This window comes from Pseudomonas sp. KH_050 (assembly GCF_057838875.1).
On record NZ_CM174478.1, the window covers coordinates 4,152,144 to 4,175,125 of the forward strand.

Here is a 22,982-nt window from a genome sequence, read left to right on the forward strand (position 1 = left end):
GCTGCGTCTCCTCTAAGATCAAGCGGTCGAAATTTTTACAACGAACCCCGTTTTCGCACAGCTTGCAAAGGGTGTGCGGATGGGGCTAGATCCTTTAAACGTCAATTCACCCTATGTCTCGTCGCCAGGGTCTATCAATGCCTCTGAGTTTTCATAAAATGCACGCCAATGGCGATGACTTCGTTATCGTGGACTCGCGAAACTCGTCCAATCCAATGACAAGTAACATAGCTCGGCGAATGGGTGAGCGGAGACGAGGAGTCGGATTCAATCAACTCGCAGTGCTGCTCGATTGCGATGATGCAGATGCGCGCTTGATGTTTTGGAATGCAGATGGCTCCACGCTGGACGCTTGTGGCAGCGCAACGCGGGGTGCGGCCGATAGGCTGATGCGCGAATCCGGTACTACTTCGATAGCGCTGCGAACCAACCGTGGTCTGCTCACTTGCGAACGAACCTCAACCGGCGCCATTTCTGTCAACATGGGACAGCCGCTTTTCGGCTGGTCGGATATTCCTCTGGCTCTGGAAATGGATACTGCTGTTTTGCCACTTGCTGGCGGCCCAACAGCTTGCAGCATGGGAAATCCGCACTGCACTTATTTTGTGGATGATCTGACAGCCGTTGATATAGCGACAATGGGACCGATAATTGAAACCGACCCCCTGTTTCCCCTCAGGACGAACGTGCATTTCGTCCAGATCATTGACCGAAAGCACATTCGATTGCGCATTTGGGAGCGCTGGGGAAGTATTCCGCTGGGTTCAGGTTCCTGCTCTTGTGGCGCCGCCGTTAACGGAATTCGTCGTGGCTTGCTAGACAATTCCGTTGAGGTTGAATGTGATGGCGGAACTGTAACGGTTCATTGGGATGGCGTGGGACCTGTCTTTCTCATCGGACCGGTAGAGACGACCTTTTCGGGAATAATCACCGATAGCCTGTTACAGGATTTGTAGTTTCCCTGCATCTTTCTATACGACCGCTATGAATCGGCCGAAAGCTATCGGTTACGGTTTTCCAGTCCAGCGCCTGGCTTCAGCACCGGCCAGTATCCAATCTGTCTGAATGCCCAGCCCCAAGCAGCGCTGGTTAACGCTCCAGAGCCGCTTCGATCGCAGCGATGTCGATCTTTCTCATCCCCATCATGGCGTCGAAGGCGCGCTTGGCCGCCGCTCGATCAGGATGGGTTACCGCGGCCGTCAGAACGCGTGGTGTGATCTGCCACGACAGTCCCCACTTGTCCTTGCACCAGCCGCATGCACTTTCCTGGCCGCCGTTTCCGACAATCGCATTCCACAAACGGTCCGTTTCGGCTTGGTCGTCGGTGGCAATCTGGAACGAGAAAGCCTCGTTGTGCTTGAACGCCGGGCCCCCGTTCAGCCCGAGACAAGGAATGCCCATCACCGTGAACTCGACCGTCAAGACATCGCCCTCCTTGCCCGCCGGATAGTCGCCTGGCGCGCGATGGACAGCGCCCACAGTGCTGTCCGGGAACGTCTCGGCGTAGAACTTCGCAGCGTCCAGCGCGGTGCCGTCGTACCAGAGGCAAATCGTATTTTTGCTGATCATCCTGGTTCTCCAGAATCGGGACTGATAGGTGAATTCTAGCAATTCATTCAGCCGGCTTGGTGCGAGGCGCCGCTCGCGCCGACATGTTGAGAACCACGGCAGCGCGAATGAGCGCCTTCAACGCTGTTTCATCAAGACTGTCGCCCTCATGGAGATCAATGGCACGTCTGGTGTTGCCTTCGAGGCTGGAGTTGAAGAGACCTGAAGGGTCGTCCAGCGAGGCGCCCTTGGCGAAGGTCATCTTCACTACATTTTTGTACGTCTCACCAGTGCAGATGATTCCGCCGTGCGACCACACCGGAACCCCCCTCCACTTCCATTCCTCGAGCACTTCGGGGTCGGCCTGCTTGATGAGCGTCCGGACCCGAGCGAGCGTCTCGCCCCGCCAATCACTCAGCGCCTTGATTCTCGCGTCTATCAGCCGAGAGGCAGAGGCTTCTGCATCGCCTTCCGTTGAGCCGATCGTCGCCTTCTTCATGATGTTCTCGCCCTCTTCATGATGGTTGTCGCTCGCCCGGATCAGCTATGCCCTGACCGGAAATTTGTAACGGACTGTATTTTCTCCGGCGATCTTACACAACGTTACACAAGCGCCGTTTCACGACACATCTGAAGTACATGGGAGTGAAAAAATCACCTGCATTCGGCCCAAAACCTTAGCAGGAACCCCCCCATGATCAACCACATCGACAATGTGCTTTATACCGGCAAGACTCACACTACCGGAGGCCGCGACGGCGAGTCTCGAAGCCCGGATGGGCGTTTGGACATCAAGCTTTCCCCTCAGGGCTCTACAGGTACTGGCACCAATCCCGAACAGCTGCTGGCTGCGGGTTGGTCGGCTTGCTTCATCGGCGCAATTGGTAAAGCGGCCGCCAGGCTGGAGGTGGCTCTGCCAGCCAACCTGGCCGTCGATGCCGAGGTGGACCTGGGCAAGACCGGGAATGGCTTTTTCCTCCGGGCGCGCCTCAATGTCAGTCTGCCGGGAGTGGATCCTGCTCTTGCACGGGCACTGATAGAGGCGGCACACGAAACCTGCCCGTACTCCAAAGCGACCCATGGCAACATCGACGTCGAGATCAACCTGGTTTAACTGACGTACCCAATGCGGCCTGCCTGTTTTTCCGGCAGGCCGCATTGGGCCTGAATGAACCCTGCGATGCTCACCGCCAGAACACTTACCCCTGAGAGACGCTTTTGAAGTTTGGCAACAGGCTACTGGCTGTCGTCGATGACGGCACAGCGATAATGTCTGTTTGAACCGTCTCGGGTTTCTCCTCTTCTACCTCCCCGTTAAGCGCTTTGTGCATCTTTACGCTGTCCAGCGCGCCGACCCATTTGGCAATGGCCATGGTCCCGACGCCGTTGCCGATGGTGTTGGTAATCGCGCGCGCTTCCGACATGAACCGGTCGACACCCAACAACAGCACCATGCCCGCCACCGGAATGGTGCCGAGGGAAGATAACGTCGCCGCTAGAATGATGAATCCTGAACCGGTAACCCCCGCAGAGCCCTTGGAGGTGAACATCAGCACCGCCAGCACGATCAACTGATCGGTCAGGGTCAGCGGGGTGTTTGTTGCCTGCGCAATGAAGATGGCGGCGATGGTGTAGTAGATCGCCTGACCATCCGGATTGAAGGTCAAACCCGAGGGAATGATCATCCCGGCAACGGGTTTGGAAACGCCGGCCTTTTCCATCTTGGAAATCATCTGCGGCAGCACCGATTCCGAGGAACTTGTGCCCAGTACCGTGAACAGTTCTTCCTTGATGAATTTCAGAAACTTCCACAGGCTGAAACCGCTGTAGCGGCAGATTGGCCCGAGTACGAAGATCACGAACACCGCGCAGGTCAGGTAGACGCAGGCCATCAGCTTGCCCAGGGAGAACAGCGAACCGAAGCCGTATTTGCCGATGGTGAAGGCAATCGCCCCGAAGGCGCCGATGGGTGCCAGGCGCATGACCATGTTGACGATGCGAAACATCCCCTGCATCAGGCTGTCCAGCGTGTCGACGAACACTTTTCCACGCGGCCCCGCATGCGCCAGAGCAACGCCGAGCAGAATGGAGAAGAGCAATATTTGCAGTACGTTACCCTTGGCGAAGGCGTCCACTATGGTGTCGGGGATGATGTTCATCACAAAGTCCATGAACGACGCATGCTTCACCGCGGTGGTGTAGGTGGCCAGGCTGGACGTATCCAGCGAGGCGACATCGATGTTCATGCCTGCACCGGGTTTGAACACATCGACAACGACTAATCCGACCACCAGCGCCAGCGTGGAGACCACTTCGAAATACAGCAGAGCCCGGAAGCCGACACGCCCCAGCTCTTTCATGTTCTCCATGCGTGCAATACCCGTGACCACCGTCAGGAAAATCACCGGGGCGAGGAGCATTTTGATCAGTTTGATGAAAGCGTCGCCCAGGGGTTTGAGCGCTGTGCCGGTTTCGGGAATCATCACGCCGACGATGGCGCCGAGGATGACGGCCATGAGGACTTGTACGTAGAGTTTGCCAATTATTCTTTTCATGACAGGGCCCTGATTTTTTATTGTTGTCAGGAAATGCCAAGGGCCTGATCGATGATCAGCCCCTTGGTGGTGTGCCGCAGCTTGAATCAGCGAAATATCAGCGATTGATCAACCCGATCACCGCATCGGTGATCTGCCGGGTGGTGGCCGTGCCACCCAGGTCCGGGGTGTGCAGACCGCTCTCGGTCACCGCCTCGATGGCCGACATCAGGTGTTTCGCCGCTGGCGCTTCGCCCAGATGCTCGAGCATCATCGCCGCCGTCCAGAACGTCGCGATCGGGTTGGCGACACCTTTGCCGGTGATGTCGAAGGCCGAGCCATGGATCGGTTCGAACATCGAAGGGAATTTGCGCGAGGGATTCAGGTTGGCGGTCGGCGCGATGCCCAGGCTGCCGGACAACGCGGCGGCCAGATCGGACAGGATGTCGGCGTGCAGGTTAGTGGCGACGATAACGTCCAGCGTCGACGGTTTGAGCACCATGCGCGTGGTCACGGCGTCGACCAGTTCCTTGTCGATCCTGACGTCCGGAAAATCCTTGGCGACTTCGTAGAAGATCTCGTCCCACAACACCATGCCGTGACGCTGGGCGTTGGATTTGGTGACCATGGTCAGGTGCTTGCGTGGACGGCTCCGCGCCAATTCGAAAGCGAAGCGGTGAATGCGCTCGACCCCGGCACGGGTGAACACCGACACTTCGGTGGCGACTTCTTCAGGCAGCCCTCGGTGAACGCGACCGCCGTTGCCGGAGTACTCGCCCTCGGAGTTTTCCCGCACCACCACCCAGTCGATCTGATCACCATTGAGCAGAGGGCTTTTTACCCCTGGCAGTACACGCGCCGGACGCACGTTGGCGTACTGGTCGAAGCCCTGGCAGATCGGCAGGCGAAGGCCCCACAGCGAAATGTGATCCGGCACGTTGAGCGCACCGACAGCGCCGAAGAAAATCGCGTCGAAGGTTTTCAGCTCTTCCAGCCCGCCTTCAGGGATGTAGTAACCGTTTTTCAGGTAGTTATCCGAGTTCCAGTCGAAGTGTTTGAAATCCAGTTCGAAGCCGGACTTTTTCGACAGGGCTTGCAGCACCTCGACGCCTGCGGCGATCACTTCAACACCAATGCCATCACCCGGTACTGCAGCAATTTTGTATGCGCTCATCATTAACTCCACTCTCGTTGCTTTCTTGTTGTGCCTGTCGAACGGGGGTGTTCAATCAGGGTGTGAGCGGAGTATATGTAGTGAGCAAATGAGCGTGAGTTACTCCAAATCACTACATACATGAATTTGAGTTACGAATGAGCCAGACCCTGGATTTGTCTTTTTTCTACCTGCTGGCCAACAAAGGCAGCCTGGCGGCGACTGCTCGAGAGCTGGGCGTGACGCCGCCGGCGGTGAGCAAACGCCTGACCGCGCTCGAAGCACGGCTAGGCATCCGCCTGGTCAACCGCACCACGCGTTCGATGAGCCTGACCTCGGAAGGTGAACTGTATTTCTCCCATGCGGCCCGCATCCTGACGCAGATCGACGAGGTCGAGCAGCTGATCAGCAGCAGTCGGGCGACCCCAAAAGGCCTGATTCGCGTCAACGCCTCGTTGGGTTTCGGTCGTCGCTACATCGGCCCCGCATTGGGCGCGTTCTTCGCGCAGTACCCGGAGGTGGAAATCCAGCTGGAAATCAGCGATCACCCGCTCGACCTGACGACTCACGGGTTTGACCTGGGCATTCGTTTCGGCACGCTGCCGGACGCCGCCTTCCATGCACGCAAGATCGCCTCCAATCGCCGTCTGCTATGCGCCTCGCCGTTGTACCTGGAAAAGCATGGCGTGCCGCAACGCCTGGCGGACTTACAACAACACAACTGCATCTTCCTGCGACAAAACGAAACGCCCTACGGCGTGTGGAGCTTCACCAACGGTGGACGCACGCAAAACATCAAGGTGCGCGGAGCCTTAGGCTGCAACGACGGTGAAGTGGCCTTGAACTGGGCGCTGGAAGGTTATGGAATTCTGCTTCGGGCCGAATGGGACATCGCCCGTTACGTGCGCAGTGGCCGCTTGCGCCTGGTGCTGGAAGATCAGACACCGACCCGCGCCGATGTCTATGCCGTTTACCCGCAACAGCTGCACCTGTCGGCGCGAGTGCGCAGCCTGATCGATTTCCTGGTGGAGCGCTTCAAGCACATCGATCACTTGGATGAAGCGGAATCTACGCTCGACTGAATAGTGCTGGCCGGCGGTAGCGGTCGGCCCAGGCTGTGTGAAAACACATGCACCGTTTTGAAGTCTGCGTTGCTACGTAAAATCTGCCAGCGTTTGGTTGGTCAGCAGACCTGAAACTTGCGTAGGAACGCGATTTTCGTTGCGGTTCTGACTGTCAAACCTGCTCTAAAACGTTTTCACATAGCTTGGACCGTATCTGATCAAACAGTAAGTGCGGCCACACAGTGCTGGTGGCAGCTGTCAGTGCCAAACGAATGCAGATGCGCTACAACAATACATAGAACTCTGGGATCCTGACAGGAAGCGAGCAAATGTGGATGAAACACAAACTCTGCGTCGTCAGGCTGGTTCGGTTCGCATCCGTTTCGCTCGTCATAGTAGCCCCCGGTGCAGTTGCAGAGGATCTCGAACCCAGGTCCTATGCCAATACGCCGGTCGGTATCAATTTCCTGCTCATGGGCTACAGCGATCTCCATGGCAACGTGACGGCCAACCCCTCAATCCCGCTCCAGGATGCCAAGCTCAACATCAAGACTGCCGTGTTTGCCTTTGCCAGATCCCTGGACGTCCGGGGCCGCTCCGGGAAGTTCGATATCGTCGTGCCTGAGGCAAGGTTGACGGGCTCTGCTCTGTTCGCCGGTGAACCCAAGGAGCGTAATGTCACTGGGTTGATCGATCCAAGATTCCGGTTCTCGGTCAACTTATATGGCGCCCCGGCGATGTCTCTGGCTGAATTCCCCAGCTATCAACAGGATGTGATTATCGGCGCCAGCCTGGCGATCACGGCGCCACTCGGCCAATACGACGCTAGTAAGCTGGTAAATCTCGGTAACAACCGCTGGTCATTCAAGCCCGAACTTGGGATTTCCAAGCGCTTGGGGCCAGTGACCTTGGAATTATCCGGCGCGGGAACCTTTTACACCGACAATGACGAGTTCCTCGGCGACCACACACTTTCCCAGAACCCGATTTACCAGGTACAGGGGCATCTTATCTATGCCTTTACCAACGGTGTTTGGGTTGCGCTGGATACGACCTACTTCGCTGGCGGTAGTAGCTCAGTCGATGGGGTCGGTAACCACGACTTTCAGGAAAACACACGCTACGGATGCACCCTCACGCTGCCGTTGAACCGGAACCATTCGCTAAAGCTGAATGCGAGTAAGGGCGGGCATACCCGCACGGGCAGCGAATACGATGCCATTGGCATAGTCTGGCAGTATCGCTTTGGCGCAGGGCTTTGAAACTCAGGGCTTACGCTACATTCCATTCATGCGTTCGTGAGACATTTGTCTGATGCTGGTTGAGGTGACTCAGGCAAATCGAGAGTCATTTAGTCTGATTCGACGGATAAAGACCGGCAAGCCGCGCTATCACAACACCAACGTAAAAGACGCCTGAAAATTCTTCGACCATCACAAGTGAGCGGGCGTGGTTGGTCAATGGGAGAACATCACCGTAACCGGTGGTCGTGAGCGTCGTGAGGCTAAAATAGATCAGTTTGAAGAAAGTGCCGGGCTGTCCGAAGTCGAGGTGGCCAGGCCCGAATGAGCCAGCGGCGGATATCTCGACCAGGGCATAGACGAAGGACCAAACGAAGGCCAGCATGATGTAACCCGCAAGCGCGCCATGCAGCTTGTCGGCTGTAATTGGCCCGCGCTTGAGAATATAGCGAAGCAATCCGCTAAACGAGACTGCAAGAGACGCCGCATAAGATATCCCGGCAAGGACAAGAATCGCGATACTCTCAGCCCACAACGCCGCCCATTGAAGGCCAACCCCAAGCAACGCCAGGCCCAGTTTGAGGATGAACCCCCACCGAGTCTGCCTGGTGGCAAAAGCGCCCACGAGCAGCACGATTGAAAACAGAATGCCAAGCAACGTGCGAGCAAATATACCTTCCTCAAGAAAGGGAAACAGGAGAATCAATCCTAGTAAGAGCAGCATTAGATAGGTGCAGGGCCCTCGCCCTATTACCATCTGAGCTAAATCCTCGTCGGATTCGGCTTTATTTTGCGGATTTGTCATACCGGTTTCCCAGAGAGCAAAAGCATCCCGAAGAGAGTAACGCCGAAGACCCAAGTGAGCCCTAGCCGCCCTGCGGTACCACTCGGGCATCATTACCTGAGCCTTGGATATAAACGTTCATACCTTTACTCAAGGACGGATTGATCGGCTGGGTGACCGAGACCAGTACGCCACTCCTTACCCGCACGATGATCTGTTGCGCCTCTATCGGTTGGTCATATTTTTTCTTCTCCGCATAATTACCCCCGACAGCGCCGGCCAGGGCACCCGCAACCATAGCGACATCTCGCCCGGTACCATGACCGATCAGGCTGCCAACACCAACCCCGGCAAGACCACCGAATATGGCGCCGACGCCACTGTCGTGATTAGTCTGCATCTGCGTCAGCGAAATCTGCTCGATCTTTCCTGAGCGAATTTCGATTTCACCCGCACCGCCATCGGTCGAACCCACGGCGGAGCAGGCACTGATCAGCACAATCGCCAACGTGACCGTCAGCCAGGACAAGATAGCTTTCATTGCTGTGCACCTCGTTATTGGTATTTGATGGCAATGCCTTTGAGCTTGCGTCCCTGGATCGTTTCAATGTCACGGCTCCACAGAGGGCCAGTCACGTAGGCGGCGACGGGCTGGATTTGGTCGTAAACGACGACTACCGCGTCTGCGCCAAGCTTGGCACCTTCTTCACGCAGTTTTTGTTCGACCTGAGTGATGGGCGGCGCCGGGTCGACACTGGCATCGATCAGGATTTCACCTAGTTGCATATTGGATCGCGTGGGTTCTACGCGCAAAACCTGGACTTCGCTGGGCAGGGTCGGCGCGGGATGCTCAACCCCGACGTAGGCGGTCGTCTGGGCATCGACCGTCGCGCAGGCACTCAGCATCAGCACACTGGCGATGAGCGTTGCGGTGAGTAACGGCATTTGCAATCTTGAGAGTCGAAGCGATGAATAGGTCCGCATGTCAGTTGTCCTCTTTTTGAGGTTCATTCAACCGCCAACGTGTGTTGGCGGTTGAAACAGGGCTTAGCTGCGAATGAACGCCCAGAGATCGGCATTCAATTTGTCGATCGCGGCCTTGAAGTCCTTCGTGGTGATTTTCTCGCTCTCGTTCGACAGCTGGGTGCCAAATACCTTGCGTACGACTTTGGCCACGGTCTGATTGGTTTTAGCGTCGATAAACTCGGCTTCGATGAACAGGTTAGTGTCCTGATCCCGGTGACCGGTGGCTGCCTGCGTAGCCCCGACCACGGCCGCGATCGGCACCACTTCATACCACTTCATGCCTACGTTGGAGGCGCTCACCCCGGTGATCGCTGCGCGCAGGATCAGGGGTTTTGTCCCGGCCGGTGCAGCGGACGTACTAGACACTACCCGGTATTTCTGGCCCAGCACGCCTTTGGCCTTGCTGGTCATGTAGTTTTGCAATTCGCCCAGTGTCTGCTGGTTGACCCGCTCGTTGGGTTTGGGCGCCGGATAGAGCTCCAGCTTGTTGAACACCACCGTGTCGTACGCATTCGGATTCCAGGACGGACTCACCCAGCGCATGGCCTTCTCGCCACTGGTGGTCGTCACTTCTTCCAGGTTGTTGTAGTTGGGCAGGAAGCCGGAGTATTGCTCCTGTTCGGTGACTTTCGAGGTACAACCACCGAGGAGGAGCCCGAACAATGCGGCGCCGATAAGTAATTTTCGGGACAGGTTCATAGTGATATGTGCTCCTTGGGTAAGATCGTTTTTTTGTTAGCGGTACTTCAGAATCGCCAGGTCATGTTTCCGGTCAAAGCTTGTATCCAGGCATTGTCGAACTGACCGGAGATTCGATTGCCGTTCGAGCAGTCGTCCGTCGCCTTTCACATCCAGCCGGTCTTCGAAATCCAGATCAACACTGACTAGTGTAGGTCAGACCGATGCGCGTCCCCGGTTGCGGGGCGTAGATCACCCCGCTCCGGAGGAACGCCATACATTTCCTCTGTCATTGCAAAATGGCGACCTCTGGCGAGACCGCCATTTTTCGGCTGAATTGATCAGTTGCCGGCTGGTATCGGCAGGTTAATGCCTTCTTTTTTCAGGACCTCTCGCACGTATTGGAATTTCTGGTATTGCGACAATTCGATAGGCCCGTCATAACCCATGCTTTGCAATTTGCGTGGTGGGTAATCGACGTAGGTTTTCATCAGCTTCATGATCGCGCCCGTGATCGGCACCATCGTCCAGGTACGCTCGGTAAAGTTGTTCATGAAGAGGTCATAGCGTTCTTGCGGGTCTTGCCACAAGTCAAAGACTTGCGGCACGGTGGCCACATATTTTTCTGCGCCTTTCCATCCCAGGTTAGTGTCCACGGCCAGACCACCGGTCTGAGCGCCATCATCGCCCCGCAGGTTAAACACGGCCTTATAGTTTCCAACACGGGCCGCGCCAGGGGACAATTCGTTCTCGGTAAAGTAGAACCACTCCTTGCGCGGAGAAGAGCCACTGCCGGTGAGTACAGGGGTCATGTCGTAACTGTCAAAGATGATCGGCTGACCCTCGCGATCTTTCTCGGGTAGCTTCACTCCCGCAACAGAGGCGAACGTCGCCATCAAATCCAGGCCACCGAGAATCTCGTGATTTTTCGTGTCGGGCTTGATCTTGTCTGGCCAGACGGCAATTGCCGGTACCCGGTTACCGCCCTCACGCACCGTGCCCTTGGTCCCGCGGAATGGGGTGTAGCCGGCATCCGGATAAACATCCTGCCAGGCCCCGTTGTCAGTGGTGTAAACCACCAGGGTGTTCTTATCCAGGCCGAGCGCCTTGAGCTTGTCCATGATGCGGCCAATGTGGGTATCGAGTTCGACTATAGAGTCGGCGTACTTGGACTTGGACATGGACTTATGAATGAACTCCGGTGCCGGCATGTTCGGCTGGTGAACTTTCATGAAGTTGACGTTGATGAAAAACGGCTTGTTCGATTTGGCCGCCGTGTCGAGAAACTCCAGTGCAGCTTTTTCGACGTAGTTGTCAAAGAACGGAATGCCGACCACGCCGGGTTTACCGTCCACGACAGGCGTGTCCACGTACTGGCCATTGACCTTGAATTCTTCGATCGGTTTTTCACCAGCCTTGCCGGACAACGCCCCCTGGGTCACTCTTTGAAACATCGCGCGGGTTTCCGGATCCATGTCCGGGAACCACGTGGGGTCGGCGTAGGTGTAGGCGTTGAGGTGATACAGGCCGACGTATTTCATGACGTCATAACCTTGAGCATTGGGCAGCGCATAGTCGGCTTCGCCTAAATGCCATTTGCCGGTGAAATAGGTGTCGTAGCCACCGGTTTTCAGCACCGATGCCAGCGTCCACTCGGCTGCCGGCAAGCCACCGCCCTGGCCCTGGAAGGCCACGGTAGTCATGCCGCTGCGATTGGGGATCCGCCCGGTTTGCATGGCCGCCCGGCCAGGCGTGCAGCTTGGCTGGGCATAGAAAGAGTAAAAAGTGACCCCTTCTGCCGCCAGTTCATCGATGCTGGGCGTGGGCATGCCTCGACCGACTCCACCGCCGTAGGGGCCAAGATCGCCATAGCCGGTGTCGTCGGAGACGATAAACAAGATGTTGGTCTTTTCCGTTTGTGCCGCGTGGGCAAGTCCGTTCAGTGACAACAGTGCCGCAAACACGATAGACAGCCTGAGACGATCCGATAGCTGTTCCATACCAGGATTCCTCGTTGTTTCATGGTGTTGGCAACCGGGTGATGAGTGCATCATCAACAAACCCTTGGTGCATTGACCACCGAGTAGTTAGCCTAGGTACTGCGTACAGAATCAACTCCCCCTTCCTGACCATGCACGGGTAAGGCGCACGAAAGAGTCTAGTGCGTTTTTATCCGCTGACGTGGCGATTGCGATGTTTTGGGGGACATGTCACAGCAGGTTTACAACCCGGATAGACTACGACCTGAATACAGTAAAAACAGCAAGGCAATCGCCAGATATGGTCGTTCGTCGACTCATAAATGACCAGGGCAAATCATCGAGTCGCTTGCGCGATATCGCCGCAGAAAATATCGGCGTTGCCGTCCTCGGGTGAGGTACGAACGACAACGGAGTACTTGCCGGAGAGCAATTCCGGCATTGTTATCGGCGCGCTTCTATAAAAGCTCCAGCCACGGGTACCGGCACTGCTTTGAGTGTTGACCTTATCGTTCATTGCGTACGCGGCTGGCCCGGGTTGCTGGCAGCTGCCCTTGTTGATGAACGTGTATATTCGAGGGGGCAAGATGGTTCCGGTTGGAACTCCGCTGATATAGAAGTCAAAGTTGGTTTGATTGCCCACGCCGGTCAACGTGGTAGTGGCGATCTGACCGGGGTTTTTGTGGGTCGCCGCCAAAGGAAGGTTCATCGATTGGTTTGGTGAATGGGTGCAGCCGAAGAGACTTGCCATGATCAATAGCGTTGCTAATGGGGTGCAGGGTTTCATTGCCAACCTCCAGTAATGGAAGAAGTATGTTGGGGGACTATTGGGTATAGCGCATTCATGCGGCGTTGCGTTCTTTAAAACCCACTATCAGAAAAGTCCAGACCCATAACTCACCGAGTGATGTCTCAAGGAAGCGCACCGGTCACTGGACACCCCTATTGGAACATTTACCACTAATGAGTTCCTAAAGGCCGGTCGTGATCATGAATAGACCGTGCGAGCGTAATTTCCCACCCGACCCAGGTTTGAGGTTGTTACCGTCAGACGCAGGCAATCTACCCCAATTGAGCCTGGATCTTTTCCACCACGCCGCGCATCGCCGGCAGGTAGCGGCGAGCCGCTTCCTCAACGGACATTGCCTTGGCGATGTACACCAGATTCAGGCAGCCCATCACCCGTGCCTCGTGGGTAACCGGAATCGCAATGGCGGCGATTTTACGTTCTTGACCCCAATGGGCATTGTTTTCGCCATACCCCTTGCGCAGCGTGTGCTCCACCAACCGCTCGACAAATCGGCGATCCGCGGCCAGCGTCGATTGTTCATCTTCCCGGCTGATCATCAACTCAATCAGCTCTTCTCGCTCCGCAGGTGGGCAGAACGCAAAGTACGCGCGCCCGGTGGCGGTCATTAGCAAGGGCAGGCGCCGACCGACCATGGAACGGTGAAACGACAGGCGGCTGAAACGATGGGTGGTCTCGCGAACAACCATGGCATCGCCGTCCAGGGTGCACAGGTCGGTGGGCCAGACGACTTCCTGCAGCAACTCGCCGAGCAAGGGGGCGGCGATTGAGGAGATCCATTGTTCATCGCGAAACCCTTCACTGAGTTCGCGCACTTTCAACGTCAGTCGATAGCTGTCATCCGACTCGCTACGCCGCACATAACCTTCGGCCTGCAAGGTCTCCAACAGTCTGCGCACGGTGGTGCGGTGCAGCCCGCTCTGTTCAGCCAGTTGCGCAGTGCTGGCCCCGCCATCGAAGCGGTTCAAGCCATTGATCAGTGCCAGACCGCGCATCAGACCCCGCACGGCTTTGTATTCGGTCTCGCTCATAGATCAGCCCTTTATTCTTGTAAATCAATCATGTGCACTCAGTGCACACTAACAAGGGTTGTCGTTGTCGACCAGCCTGGTGATTTCCATACTGCGCCCAACAAGAAATCCAAAAGCGCTGTACGGAGATGACCATGAGTTCTGCACCCACTCCTTCCACATTGGACCTGACCACCGACGTCGCCATCGTTGGCGCCGGCCCCGTCGGCTTGATGATCGCCAATTATCTGGGCCAATGTGGTGTGAACGTCACCGTGGTGGAAAAGCTCGACAGCCTGATCGACTACCCCCGCGCCATCGGCCTGGACGACGAAAGCCTGCGTGCCTTCCAGGCCGTCGGCCTGGCCGACAACGTGCTGCCGCACACCACGCCCTGGCACGCCATGCGTTTCCTGACTCCCAAGGGTCGCTGCTTTGCCGATATACAGCCCAGGACCGACGAGTTCGGCTGGTCTCGGCGCAACGCCTTCATCCAGCCCCTGGCCGACCGCGTACTGTTCGAAGGCCTGCAGCGCTTTGACAACGTCAAAGTGCTGTTCGGCCGTGAGCTCGAAGGTTTCGAGCAAAGTGACAGCGGTGTAGTGCTCGACCTCAAGGATCAGAACGGTCGCGGCGAACGCCTGCAGGCCCGTTATCTGATCGGTTGCGACGGTGGCAACAGCCTGGTGCGGCGCACCTTGAACATCAGCTTCGAAGGCAAGACCGCGCCTAATCAGTGGATCGTCGTCGACATCGCCAACGACCCGCTGAGTACGCCCCATGTTTATCTGTGCTGCGACCCGGTGCGCCCGTACGTTTCCGCCGCCCTGCCCCACAGCGTACGCCGTTTCGAATTCATGGTAATGCCCGGCGAGACCGAAGCCGAGCTGAGCAAGCCAGAGAACATGCGCAAGCTGCTGGCCAAGGTGCTGCCGAATCCCGACCGCATCGAGTTGATCCGCAGCCGCGTCTATACCCACAACGCCCGCCTGGCCGGTCGGTTCCGTGAGGGCCGGGTGCTGCTGGCCGGCGATGCCGCGCACATCATGCCAGTATGGCAGGGCCAGGGTTACAACAGCGGCATGCGCGACGCCTGCAACCTGGCCTGGAAGCTGTCGCTGGTGATCAAAGGCCTGGCCGCCGACAGTCTGCTCGACAGCTATGAACAGGAACGCCGTGACCACGCCAAGGCGATGATCGACCTTTCGGTGCTGGCCGGCCATGTGTTGGCACCGCCCAAACGCTGGCAAGGCGCCTTGCGTGATGGCGTGTCGTGGTTGCTCAACTATGTGCCGCCAGTCAAACGCTACTTCGTGGAAATGCGCTTCAAGCCGATGCCGCAATACGCCCAGGGCGCCTTGATCGTTCCGAACGAAAAATGCTCACCGGTGGGCAAGATGTTCATTCAGCCTCGGGTACTGACCGAAGCCGGCGAAACCGTGCTGCTGGATGAGGTGATCGGCGAGAACTTCGCGATTATCGCCTGGGGCTGCGACCCGACCTGGGGCCTGACGGCCGCACAGATCGATCAATGGCAAGCACTGGGCACGCGCTTTATCCAGGTACTGCCGGACGTCCAGCTCAAAGCTGCCAGTGAGGTCAGCCAAGGGGTGATCCGCATCGGTGACAGCACCGGCCGCCTCAAGGAATGGTTCGCTCGCGGCTCGGCATCTATCGCCCTGGTGCGCCCGGACCGCTTCCTCGCCGGCCTGGCCATTCCGCAAACCGTCGGCCGGGCCTGCGATGAATTGGCCCTGGCGCTCAAGGCGCTGCCGCAACCCGAAGTGGCGATCCTCGCCAGCAAGGTGGCCTGACATGAGCGCCTATCTGCACTGTTTATCCCACACGCCGTTGGTGGGCTACGTCGATCCGACGCCTGAGGTGCTGGCCGAGGTCGATGGGATGATCGCAGATGCCCGTGAGCGCATCGCCCGCTTCGACCCGGAGCTGATCGTGCTCTTCGGCCCCGACCACTACAACGGCTTTTTCTACGACGTGATGCCGGCCTTCTGCATCGGCATGGCGGCCCACGCCATCGGCGATTTCGACACGGCCGCCGGCCCCCTGGACGTACCCAAGGCGCTGGCCGAATCCTGCGCCCAGGCGGTCCTGGATGCCGGTGTCGACGCCGCCGTTTCCTATCGCATGCAGGTCGACCATGGGTTCGCCCAACCGCTGGAGCTGTTGCTGGGCGGTTTACAAGGCTGCCCGGTGATTCCGGTGTTCATCAACTCGGTCGCCGTGCCCCTGCCTGGCTTCAAGCGTACCCGTTTGCTCGGTGAAGCGATTGGCCAGTGGGCGCAGTCGCTGAACAAACGCGTGCTGTTCCTGGCGTCCGGGGGGCTGTCCCATCAACCTCCGGTGCCGGAACTGGCCAAGGTCGATGCGCGTATGGCCGATCGTCTGATGGGCAGCGGTCGCCAGCTACCCGCCGATGAGCGCCAGGCGCGCCAGCAACGGGTCATCCAGGCCGCCCGGGATTTCGTTGAGGACCAACGCAGTCTGCACCCGCTTAATCCCGCGTGGGATCAGCAGTTTCTCGACACCCTCGAACAGGGCCGGCTGAGTGACCTCGATGCCCTGGGCAATGACGAGCTGTCGGCACTGGCCGGCAAATCCACTCACGAAGTGAAAACCTGGGTCGCTGCCTTCGCCGCCCTTGGCGCCTTCGGCCCTTATCAGACCGAAGGGCGCTACTACCGTCCGATTCCCGAATGGATCGCAGGCTTCGCCGCCCTTGGCGCCCAGCCGCTGAACAACAACCATTGAATCCAAGGAACACTGCCATGATTGCCACTGCCCCCGCATTCACCGAAGCCTCCACTAGCCGTTTTGCCCACATCAAGGAAGGTGACCTTGACCTGCAACTGCATTACAACGACGTCGGCCAAGGTGAAGAAACCGTGGTCATGCTCCACGGCTCCGGCCCCGGCGCCAGCGGCTGGGCCAATTTCAACCGCAACATCGAACCCTTGGTGGCCGCCGGTTACCGAGTGATTTTGATGGACTGCCCAGGCTGGAGCAAAAGCGACCCGATCGTTTGCGACGGCTCGCGCTCGGACCTCAACGCACGAGCGCTCAAGGGGCTGCTCGATGTCCTGGATCTGGACCGCGTACACATCCTCGGCAACTCCATGGGCGGCCACAGCACCGTCGCCTTCGCCCTGGAAAACCCCGAGCGGGTCGGCAAACTGGTGCTGATGGGCGGCGGCACCGGCGGCCCAAGCGCCTTCGTGCCGCAACCCACCGAAGGCATCAAGCTGATCGGCGCGCTATACCGCGAACCGACCATTGAAAATCTGAAGAAGATGATGAACGTCTTCGTCTTCGACGCCAGCAGCATGACCGACGAATTGTTCCAGACCCGCCTGGACAACATTCTTGCGCGCCGCGATCACCTGGAAAACTTCGTCAAGAGCAGTGCCCTCAATCCAAAGCAATTCCCGGATTTCAGCCACCGCCTGCACGAAATCACCGCCCAGACCCTGATCGTCTGGGGCCGCGAAGATCGCTTCGTGCCCATGGACACCGGCCTGCGCCTGCTGGCCGGCCTGCCCCATGCACAACTGCACGTGTTCAATCGCTGCGGCCACTGGGCTCAGTGGGAACATGCCGAGACTTTCAACCGCATGGTTCTGGACTTCCTGACCCACTGATCACAGAGGCCGACATGACCCTTACTCAAGACACTCTGGAACAGCTAGCCGCTGACCTGCGCCATGCCGAAGCCCACAGCGAGGCCATCGCGCCTCTGCGCGAGCAGATTGGCGAAGACAACGCCGAGGCCGCTTACGCCATCCAGCGGATCAACGTCGACCACGGCGTGGCCAACGGCCGGCGCGTGGTCGGGCGCAAGATCGGCCTGACCAACCCCAAGGTCCAGGCCCAGCTGGGTGTGGATCAGCCGGACTTTGGCACGCTGTTCGCCGACATGTGCTACGGCGACAACGAAAGCGTGCCCGTAGCTCGCGTGCTGCAACCGAAGATCGAAGCCGAAATCGCCTTGATCCTCGAACGCGACCTGCCCCGCGCCGACAGCACTTTTGCCGAGGTGATGGCGGCCACCGGTTGGGTCGTCCCGGCACTGGAAATCGTTGGCAGCCGGGTGCAGAACTGGAACATCCGCTTTGTCGATACCGTGGCGGACAACGCCTCCAGTGGCTGCTTTGTATTGGGTGGCCCGGCTCGACGTATCGATGGGCTCGACCTGCGCCAGGCCAGCATGCGCATGACCCGCAATGGCGAAGAGGTCTCCAGCGGCAGTGGCGCCGAATGCCTGGGGCACCCACTCAATGCCGCCGTCTGGCTGGCGCGGACCATGGCCCGCCTGGGCGACCCGCTACGAGCGGGCGACATCATTCTGACCGGGGCACTCGGGCCGATGGTGGCGGTAGCCGCCGGTGATCGTTTCGAGGCCGAGATCGAAGGTATCGGTCGTGTCGGTGTGGACTTCAAGGTAGAGAGTAGCGCCGAGTGATCGGCGACTTGCGTGCAAATGAGGCAATAATAATGAACAAACTCAAAGTCGCCATCGTCGGTTCCGGCAACATCGGCACCGACCTGATGATCAAGATCCTGCGTAACGCCAAACACCTGGAAATGGCGGTCATGGTCGGTATCGACCCGGCCTCCGACGGCCTTGCCCGCGCCCAGCGCATGGGTGTCGCCGTGACCCATGAAGGCGTTGAAGGCCTGACTCGCATGGACGTATTCAAGGACATCGATTTTGTCTTCGATGCCACCTCGGCCGGCGCCCATGTGAAGAACGACGCCTTCCTGCGTTCGATCAAACCCGGTATCCGCCTGATCGACCTGACACCTGCGGCCATCGGCCCGTACTGCGTGCCGGTGGTCAACCTGGAACAGAACCTCGACCAGCTCAACGTCAACATGGTCACCTGCGGCGGCCAGGCAACGATTCCGATGGTCGCGGCCGTGTCGCGGGTGGCCAAGGTGCATTACGCCGAGATCGTCGCCTCGATCGCCAGCAAGTCCGCCGGTCCCGGTACCCGCGCCAACATCGACGAGTTTACCGAGACTACCTCCAAAGCCATCGAAGTGATCGGCGGCGCGGCCAAGGGCAAGGCAATCATCGTGATGAATCCGGCCGAGCCGCCACTGATGATGCGCGACACGGTGTTTGTGCTGTCCGAAGCGGCTGACCAGGCGCTGGTCGAGGCGTCCATCGTCGAGATGGCTGCCGCCGTGCAGGCCTATGTGCCGGGCTACCGTCTGAAGCAGAAGGTCCAGTTCGACGTCATCCCTGAAGACGCGCCGCTCAACATTCCCGGCCTCGGAAAGTTCTCCGGCCTGAAGACCTCGGTGTTCCTCGAAGTCGAAGGCGCCGCCCATTACCTGCCAGCCTACGCCGGCAACCTCGACATCATGACCTCCGCAGCCTTGGCCACCGCCGAGCGTATGGCGCAGTCGATGCAACAGGCCTGAGGAGAGCAACATGAACGGTAAGAAAATCTACATCTCCGACGTGACCCTGCGCGACGGCAGCCATGCGGTGCGTCATCAGTATTCGCTGCAAAACGTGCAGGACATTGCCCGTGCGCTGGACAAGGCCAAGGTCGACTCGATCGAAGTGGCCCACGGTGACGGCCTGCAAGGTTCCAGCTTCAACTATGGCTTTGCCGCGCACACCGATCTGGAATGGATTGAAGCGGCAGCGGATGTCATCAGCCACGCCAGGATCACCACCCTGTTATTGCCTGGCATCGGCACGGTCCACGACCTGAAAGCGGCCTACAACGCCGGCGCCCGGGTAGTGCGCATCGCCACCCATTGCACTGAAGCGGATGTCTCGAAACAGCACATCGAGTACGCCCGCGAGCTGGGCATGGACACCGTTGGCTTTTTGATGATGAGCCATATGATCCCGGCCGAGCAGCTGGCCGCTCAGGCCAAATTGATGGAAAGCTACGGCGCGACGTGCGTGTACATGGCCGACTCTGGCGGGGCGATGAACATGCAGGACGTGCGCGAGCGTTTCCGCGCATTCAAAGCCGTACTCAAGCCGGAAACCGAGACCGGCATGCACGCGCACCACAACCTGAGCCTGGGCGTGGCCAACTCCATCACCGCCGTCGAGGAAGGTTGCGACCGCATCGACGCCAGCCTGGCGGGCATGGGCGCGGGGGCCGGTAACGCGCCGCTCGAAGTATTCATCGCGGCTGCCGAACGCCTGGGCTGGAACCACGGTACTGACCTCTACACCCTGATGGACGCCGCCGACGACATCGTCCGCCCCCTTCAGGACCGTCCGGTTCGAGTCGACCGCGAGACCTTGGCGCTGGGCTATGCCGGGGTCTATTCGAGCTTCCTGCGCCACGCGGAAATTGCTGCCGCCAAGTACGGCCTCAAGACCCTCGACATCCTCGTCGAACTGGGCAAGCGGCGCATGGTCGGCGGTCAGGAAGACATGATCGTCGACGTCGCACTGGATCTGCTCAAGCACTGACACCGTGCACCACTCCGGCTGGCCGCCCACGCAGCGGTCGGTCGGCCCTGTTTTGTCCATTACAACAATAAAACGGGTACTACCCATGACTACGCTCACCCTGACAACACCGCTGCACCTGACGCGGACCATCGGTCTGTGTTTCCTTGTGGCCCTGATGGAAGGCCTTGACCTGCAAGCCTCCGGGATCGCCGCCCAAGGCATGGCGGCGGCGTTCGAACTGGATAAATTACACATGAGCTGGGTGTTCAGCGCCGGGATTTTCGGCCTGCTGCCTGGTGCGTTCGTGGGCGGCTGGCTAGCCGACCGCATAGGTCGCAAGCGCGTGCTGATGGCGTCGGTGGCGCTGTTCGGGCTGTTCTCCCTTGTCACCGCCCTGGCCTGGGACTTCAACAGCCTGCTCGTCGCCCGCTGCCTGACCGGTGTAGGGTTAGGGGCCGCCCTGCCCAACCTGATTGCCCTGACCAGTGAAGTGGCCGGCCCGCGCCTGCGTGGTACGGCAGTGAGTCTGATGTATTGCGGCGTGCCGCTGGGCGCTGCACTGGCAGCAGGCATCGGCATCGCCGAGTTGGCCGGCGGCTGGCAGGTGGTGTTCTACGTCGGCGGCGTGGTGCCGCTGTTGATCGTGCCTTTGCTGGGGTTCTACCTGCCGGAGTCGCTGCAGTTTCGCAGCGCCCAGGGCGTGGCGCCCACCGGCGTGGTCCAGGGCCTGTTCCGCGAGGGCGCGGCCCTGCCGACCGCACTGATCTGGGTCAGCTATTTCTTTACCCTCATGGTGGTCTACATCCTGATCAACTGGCTGCCCAGTTTGCTGATCGGCCAGGGTTTCAGTGGCCGCCAGGCCAGCTGGGTAATGCTCGCCCTGCAGATTGGCGCCGCGGTCGGTACCTTGATGCTGGGCTGGGTGATGGACCGCCTGCCCGCCTGGGCACTGTCGGCATTGATCTATCTGGGCATCCTCGCCTCGCTGACTGCCCTGGGGCTGGCCAGCCAACTGGAGAGCATGTTGGTGGCCGGCTTCGTCGCCGGCTTTTTCGCCACCGGTGGGCAGTGTGTGCTGTATGCCCTGGCGCCGCATTTCTATCGCCCGTCGGTGCGCGCCACAGGCGTGGGCAGCGCGGTGGCCATCGGCAGACTCGGCGCAATGAGCGGCCCGCTGGTGGCCGGCAAGATGCTCGCCCTGGGCACCGGCACGGCCGGGGTGATGCTGGCTTCGGCGCCAGGGATCGTCATCGCCGCGGTGGCCATGTTTTACCTGTCGGTTCGGCGCAACGGTTCTCAGTCTGACTGACAACCCACTCCTGATACCCCGCGCCGGAACGGTGCGGGTTCACCCCAATAACAATAAAAGTGAACACTGGCATGCTCAAGATTTCTCTTCGGGCGCTCAGCGCCTGCACCTGCGTTTTATCCCTTGGCCAGGCTTGCGCCAGCGGTTTTGTCGATGACAGCCACGCCGATCTGACGCTGCGCAACTTTTACTTCGATCGTAACTACGTGAACGCCACGCCCCAGGCCGCCGCCCGCGAGTGGGCCCAGGGTTTCATCCTCAACCTGCGCTCAGGCTATACCGGAGGGCCGGTGGGGTTCGGCCTGGACGCCCAAGGCCTGCTGGGTGTGCGCCTGGATTCCTCCCCGGCTCACACGGGTACCGGCCTGTTGCCGTACAACCCCACCACCCGGGAGCCAGCCGATGAGTATTCGGAGCTGGGCTTGACGGCCAAAGTCAGGGCGTCGAAAAGCGAGCTGCAACTGGGCACCATCAGCACGCTCCTGCCGATCGCCTTCGCCAGCCCTACCCGCCTGCTGCCACAGACCTTCCGCGGCGCGTACCTCAAGTCCCAGGAACTCGATCGCCTGACCCTGCACGTCGGCTGGCTGGATCGCATCAACCTGCGCGACTCTACCAACTACCAGAAAATGTCGGTGGGCTCGCCCAACGGGCGCTTCAATGGTGCCGCCGAGTCGGATCGCTTCCTCTTCATCGGCGGTGACTACGCCTGGTCACCGCAACTGACCCTCAAGTACTACCACGCAGAACTCGCTGACCTGTACCGCAAGGATTACTTTGGTTTTGTCGACAATCGCCCCCTGGGCCCCGGAAGCCTGAAAAGCGATTTCCGCCTGTTCATCACAGGCGAGGACGGCGCGGCCAAGGCCGGTCCGGTGGACAACCGCAACGCGGCGCTGATGCTGACGTATGCCTTGGGGCCCCACAAGTTCGGTGCCGGCTACATGCAGCTGAGCGGCAAGACAGCCATGCCGTACCTGTTCGGCACCGAACCATTGGTGATCACCGAAGGCACCCTGAGTTCCGAGTTTCTGAACCCCAGGGAGCGCAGTTGGCAGGTGCGCTATGACTACAATTTCGCAGCCTTGGGCGCGCCGGGACTCAATGGCATGCTGCGCTACGTAAGGGGTGACAATATCGAGCTGGCCACGCTGGGAGGCTCCAACCTGACCGAGAGCGAAAAGGACATCGAGGTGTCCTACGTGCTGCAGGGCGGCCCCCTGAAAGGCCTGGCCTTGCGGGCGCGTAACGCCTGGTACCGCAACGACTTCAGCGCCCGGGCCAGCCATCGGGATGACAATGAGCTGCGGGTGAATGTTGATTACACGTGGAAGTTGTGGTGAAAACTTCGCGTCGAGCCCCGCCAGAAGCTGATATGACCGGGCAGATCGCCGAACCCG

The 22,982-nt window shown here is 59.1% G+C and carries 23 protein-coding genes; 12 read left to right on the forward strand and 11 right to left on the reverse strand.

Annotated features, from left to right (window positions below):
- The first annotated feature begins 137 nt into the window (after positions 1-137).
- Positions 138-956 (forward strand): diaminopimelate epimerase, encoded by an 819-nt coding sequence (gene dapF, locus AC3IUA_RS18890; RefSeq protein ID WP_489356217.1) that lies wholly within the window; start codon positions 138-140, stop codon positions 954-956.
- 133 nt (positions 957-1,089) lie between these two features.
- Here the strand turns inward: dapF and AC3IUA_RS18895 are convergent, their stop codons facing one another.
- A complete protein-coding gene (locus tag AC3IUA_RS18895) occupies positions 1,090-1,569 on the reverse strand; it encodes a VOC family protein (protein WP_489356219.1) in 480 nt (159 codons plus the stop codon).
- 43 nt (positions 1,570-1,612) lie between these two features.
- Complete coding sequence (locus tag AC3IUA_RS18900) at positions 1,613-2,047, reverse strand: DUF1801 domain-containing protein (protein ID WP_489356221.1); 435 nt, start codon at positions 2,045-2,047, stop codon at positions 1,613-1,615.
- Positions 2,048-2,242: 195 nt separating this feature from the next.
- Between AC3IUA_RS18900 and AC3IUA_RS18905 the strand changes: the two genes are divergently transcribed.
- The gene (locus AC3IUA_RS18905) at positions 2,243-2,662 is read left to right on the forward strand and encodes an organic hydroperoxide resistance protein (protein WP_489356223.1); all 420 of its coding nucleotides are present in this window, start codon (positions 2,243-2,245) and stop codon (positions 2,660-2,662) included.
- A gap of 85 nt (positions 2,663-2,747) precedes the next feature.
- Here AC3IUA_RS18905 and AC3IUA_RS18910 read toward each other — a convergent pair whose 3' ends face one another.
- Both AC3IUA_RS18910 and AC3IUA_RS18915 read right to left on the reverse strand, forming a co-directional pair.
- On the reverse strand, positions 2,748-4,103 hold the full coding sequence (locus AC3IUA_RS18910; protein WP_489356224.1) for a dicarboxylate/amino acid:cation symporter: 1,356 nt from the start codon (positions 4,101-4,103) through the stop codon (positions 2,748-2,750).
- 97 nt (positions 4,104-4,200) lie between these two features.
- Positions 4,201-5,256, reverse strand: a complete 1,056-nt coding sequence (locus tag AC3IUA_RS18915; protein ID WP_489356226.1) for a tartrate dehydrogenase — start codon at positions 5,254-5,256, stop codon at positions 4,201-4,203.
- Between the two features lie 137 nt (positions 5,257-5,393).
- Here AC3IUA_RS18915 and AC3IUA_RS18920 point away from each other — a divergent pair, with 137 nt between their 5' ends.
- On the forward strand, positions 5,394-6,317 hold the full coding sequence (locus tag AC3IUA_RS18920; RefSeq protein WP_489356228.1) for a LysR family transcriptional regulator: 924 nt from the start codon (positions 5,394-5,396) through the stop codon (positions 6,315-6,317).
- A 311-nt stretch (positions 6,318-6,628) separates the two neighbouring features.
- Positions 6,629-7,561, forward strand: coding sequence for a transporter (locus tag AC3IUA_RS18925; protein ID WP_489356230.1), 933 nt, complete (start codon positions 6,629-6,631; stop codon positions 7,559-7,561).
- An 85-nt stretch (positions 7,562-7,646) separates the two neighbouring features.
- Here the strand turns inward: AC3IUA_RS18925 and AC3IUA_RS18930 are convergent, their stop codons facing one another.
- The 7 genes from AC3IUA_RS18930 to AC3IUA_RS18960 form a co-directional block, all read right to left on the reverse strand.
- The gene (locus AC3IUA_RS18930; protein ID WP_489356231.1) at positions 7,647-8,345 is read right to left on the reverse strand and encodes an ion channel; all 699 of its coding nucleotides are present in this window, start codon (positions 8,343-8,345) and stop codon (positions 7,647-7,649) included.
- A 61-nt stretch (positions 8,346-8,406) separates the two neighbouring features.
- Positions 8,407-8,865, reverse strand: coding sequence for a glycine zipper 2TM domain-containing protein (locus tag AC3IUA_RS18935; RefSeq protein ID WP_489356233.1), 459 nt, complete (start codon positions 8,863-8,865; stop codon positions 8,407-8,409).
- Between the two features lie 14 nt (positions 8,866-8,879).
- Positions 8,880-9,269, reverse strand: coding sequence for a YajG family lipoprotein (locus AC3IUA_RS18940; protein ID WP_489356235.1), 390 nt, complete (start codon positions 9,267-9,269; stop codon positions 8,880-8,882).
- 102 nt (positions 9,270-9,371) lie between these two features.
- Positions 9,372-10,049 carry a DUF3313 domain-containing protein gene (locus tag AC3IUA_RS18945; RefSeq protein ID WP_489356237.1) on the reverse strand — a complete coding sequence of 226 codons (678 nt, stop codon included), beginning with the start codon at positions 10,047-10,049 and terminating at the stop codon, positions 9,372-9,374.
- Positions 10,050-10,369: 320 nt separating this feature from the next.
- Positions 10,370-12,028, reverse strand: a complete 1,659-nt coding sequence (locus tag AC3IUA_RS18950) for an arylsulfatase (protein ID WP_489356239.1) — start codon at positions 12,026-12,028, stop codon at positions 10,370-10,372.
- A gap of 316 nt (positions 12,029-12,344) precedes the next feature.
- A complete protein-coding gene (locus AC3IUA_RS18955) occupies positions 12,345-12,794 on the reverse strand; it encodes a hypothetical protein (protein WP_489356241.1) in 450 nt (149 codons plus the stop codon).
- Between the two features lie 275 nt (positions 12,795-13,069).
- Positions 13,070-13,846, reverse strand: a complete 777-nt coding sequence (locus tag AC3IUA_RS18960) for a DNA-binding transcriptional regulator (protein WP_489356243.1) — start codon at positions 13,844-13,846, stop codon at positions 13,070-13,072.
- A 134-nt stretch (positions 13,847-13,980) separates the two neighbouring features.
- On the opposite strand from AC3IUA_RS18960, the gene AC3IUA_RS18965 reads away from it, so the two are divergent.
- The 8 genes from AC3IUA_RS18965 (at position 13,981) to AC3IUA_RS19000 (ending at position 22,925) form a co-directional block, all read left to right on the forward strand.
- On the forward strand, positions 13,981-15,639 hold the full coding sequence (locus AC3IUA_RS18965; protein WP_489356245.1) for a bifunctional 3-(3-hydroxy-phenyl)propionate/3-hydroxycinnamic acid hydroxylase: 1,659 nt from the start codon (positions 13,981-13,983) through the stop codon (positions 15,637-15,639).
- 1 nt (position 15,640) lies between these two features.
- Positions 15,641-16,594, forward strand: a complete 954-nt coding sequence (gene mhpB, locus AC3IUA_RS18970) for a 3-carboxyethylcatechol 2,3-dioxygenase (RefSeq protein ID WP_489356247.1) — start codon at positions 15,641-15,643, stop codon at positions 16,592-16,594.
- 17 nt (positions 16,595-16,611) lie between these two features.
- The gene (locus AC3IUA_RS18975; protein WP_489356249.1) at positions 16,612-17,481 is read left to right on the forward strand and encodes an alpha/beta fold hydrolase; all 870 of its coding nucleotides are present in this window, start codon (positions 16,612-16,614) and stop codon (positions 17,479-17,481) included.
- Between the two features lie 14 nt (positions 17,482-17,495).
- Positions 17,496-18,302 carry a 2-keto-4-pentenoate hydratase gene (gene mhpD, locus AC3IUA_RS18980; protein WP_489356250.1) on the forward strand — a complete coding sequence of 269 codons (807 nt, stop codon included), beginning with the start codon at positions 17,496-17,498 and terminating at the stop codon, positions 18,300-18,302.
- 32 nt (positions 18,303-18,334) lie between these two features.
- On the forward strand, positions 18,335-19,270 hold the full coding sequence (locus AC3IUA_RS18985) for an acetaldehyde dehydrogenase (acetylating) (RefSeq protein ID WP_489356252.1): 936 nt from the start codon (positions 18,335-18,337) through the stop codon (positions 19,268-19,270).
- 10 nt (positions 19,271-19,280) lie between these two features.
- The gene (gene dmpG, locus AC3IUA_RS18990) at positions 19,281-20,291 is read left to right on the forward strand and encodes a 4-hydroxy-2-oxovalerate aldolase (protein WP_489356254.1); all 1,011 of its coding nucleotides are present in this window, start codon (positions 19,281-19,283) and stop codon (positions 20,289-20,291) included.
- An 85-nt stretch (positions 20,292-20,376) separates the two neighbouring features.
- Positions 20,377-21,582 carry a 3-(3-hydroxy-phenyl)propionate transporter MhpT gene (gene mhpT, locus AC3IUA_RS18995; protein ID WP_489356256.1) on the forward strand — a complete coding sequence of 402 codons (1,206 nt, stop codon included), beginning with the start codon at positions 20,377-20,379 and terminating at the stop codon, positions 21,580-21,582.
- Between the two features lie 71 nt (positions 21,583-21,653).
- Positions 21,654-22,925, forward strand: a complete 1,272-nt coding sequence (locus AC3IUA_RS19000) for an OprD family porin (protein ID WP_489356258.1) — start codon at positions 21,654-21,656, stop codon at positions 22,923-22,925.
- Positions 22,926-22,982: the final 57 nt, after the last annotated feature.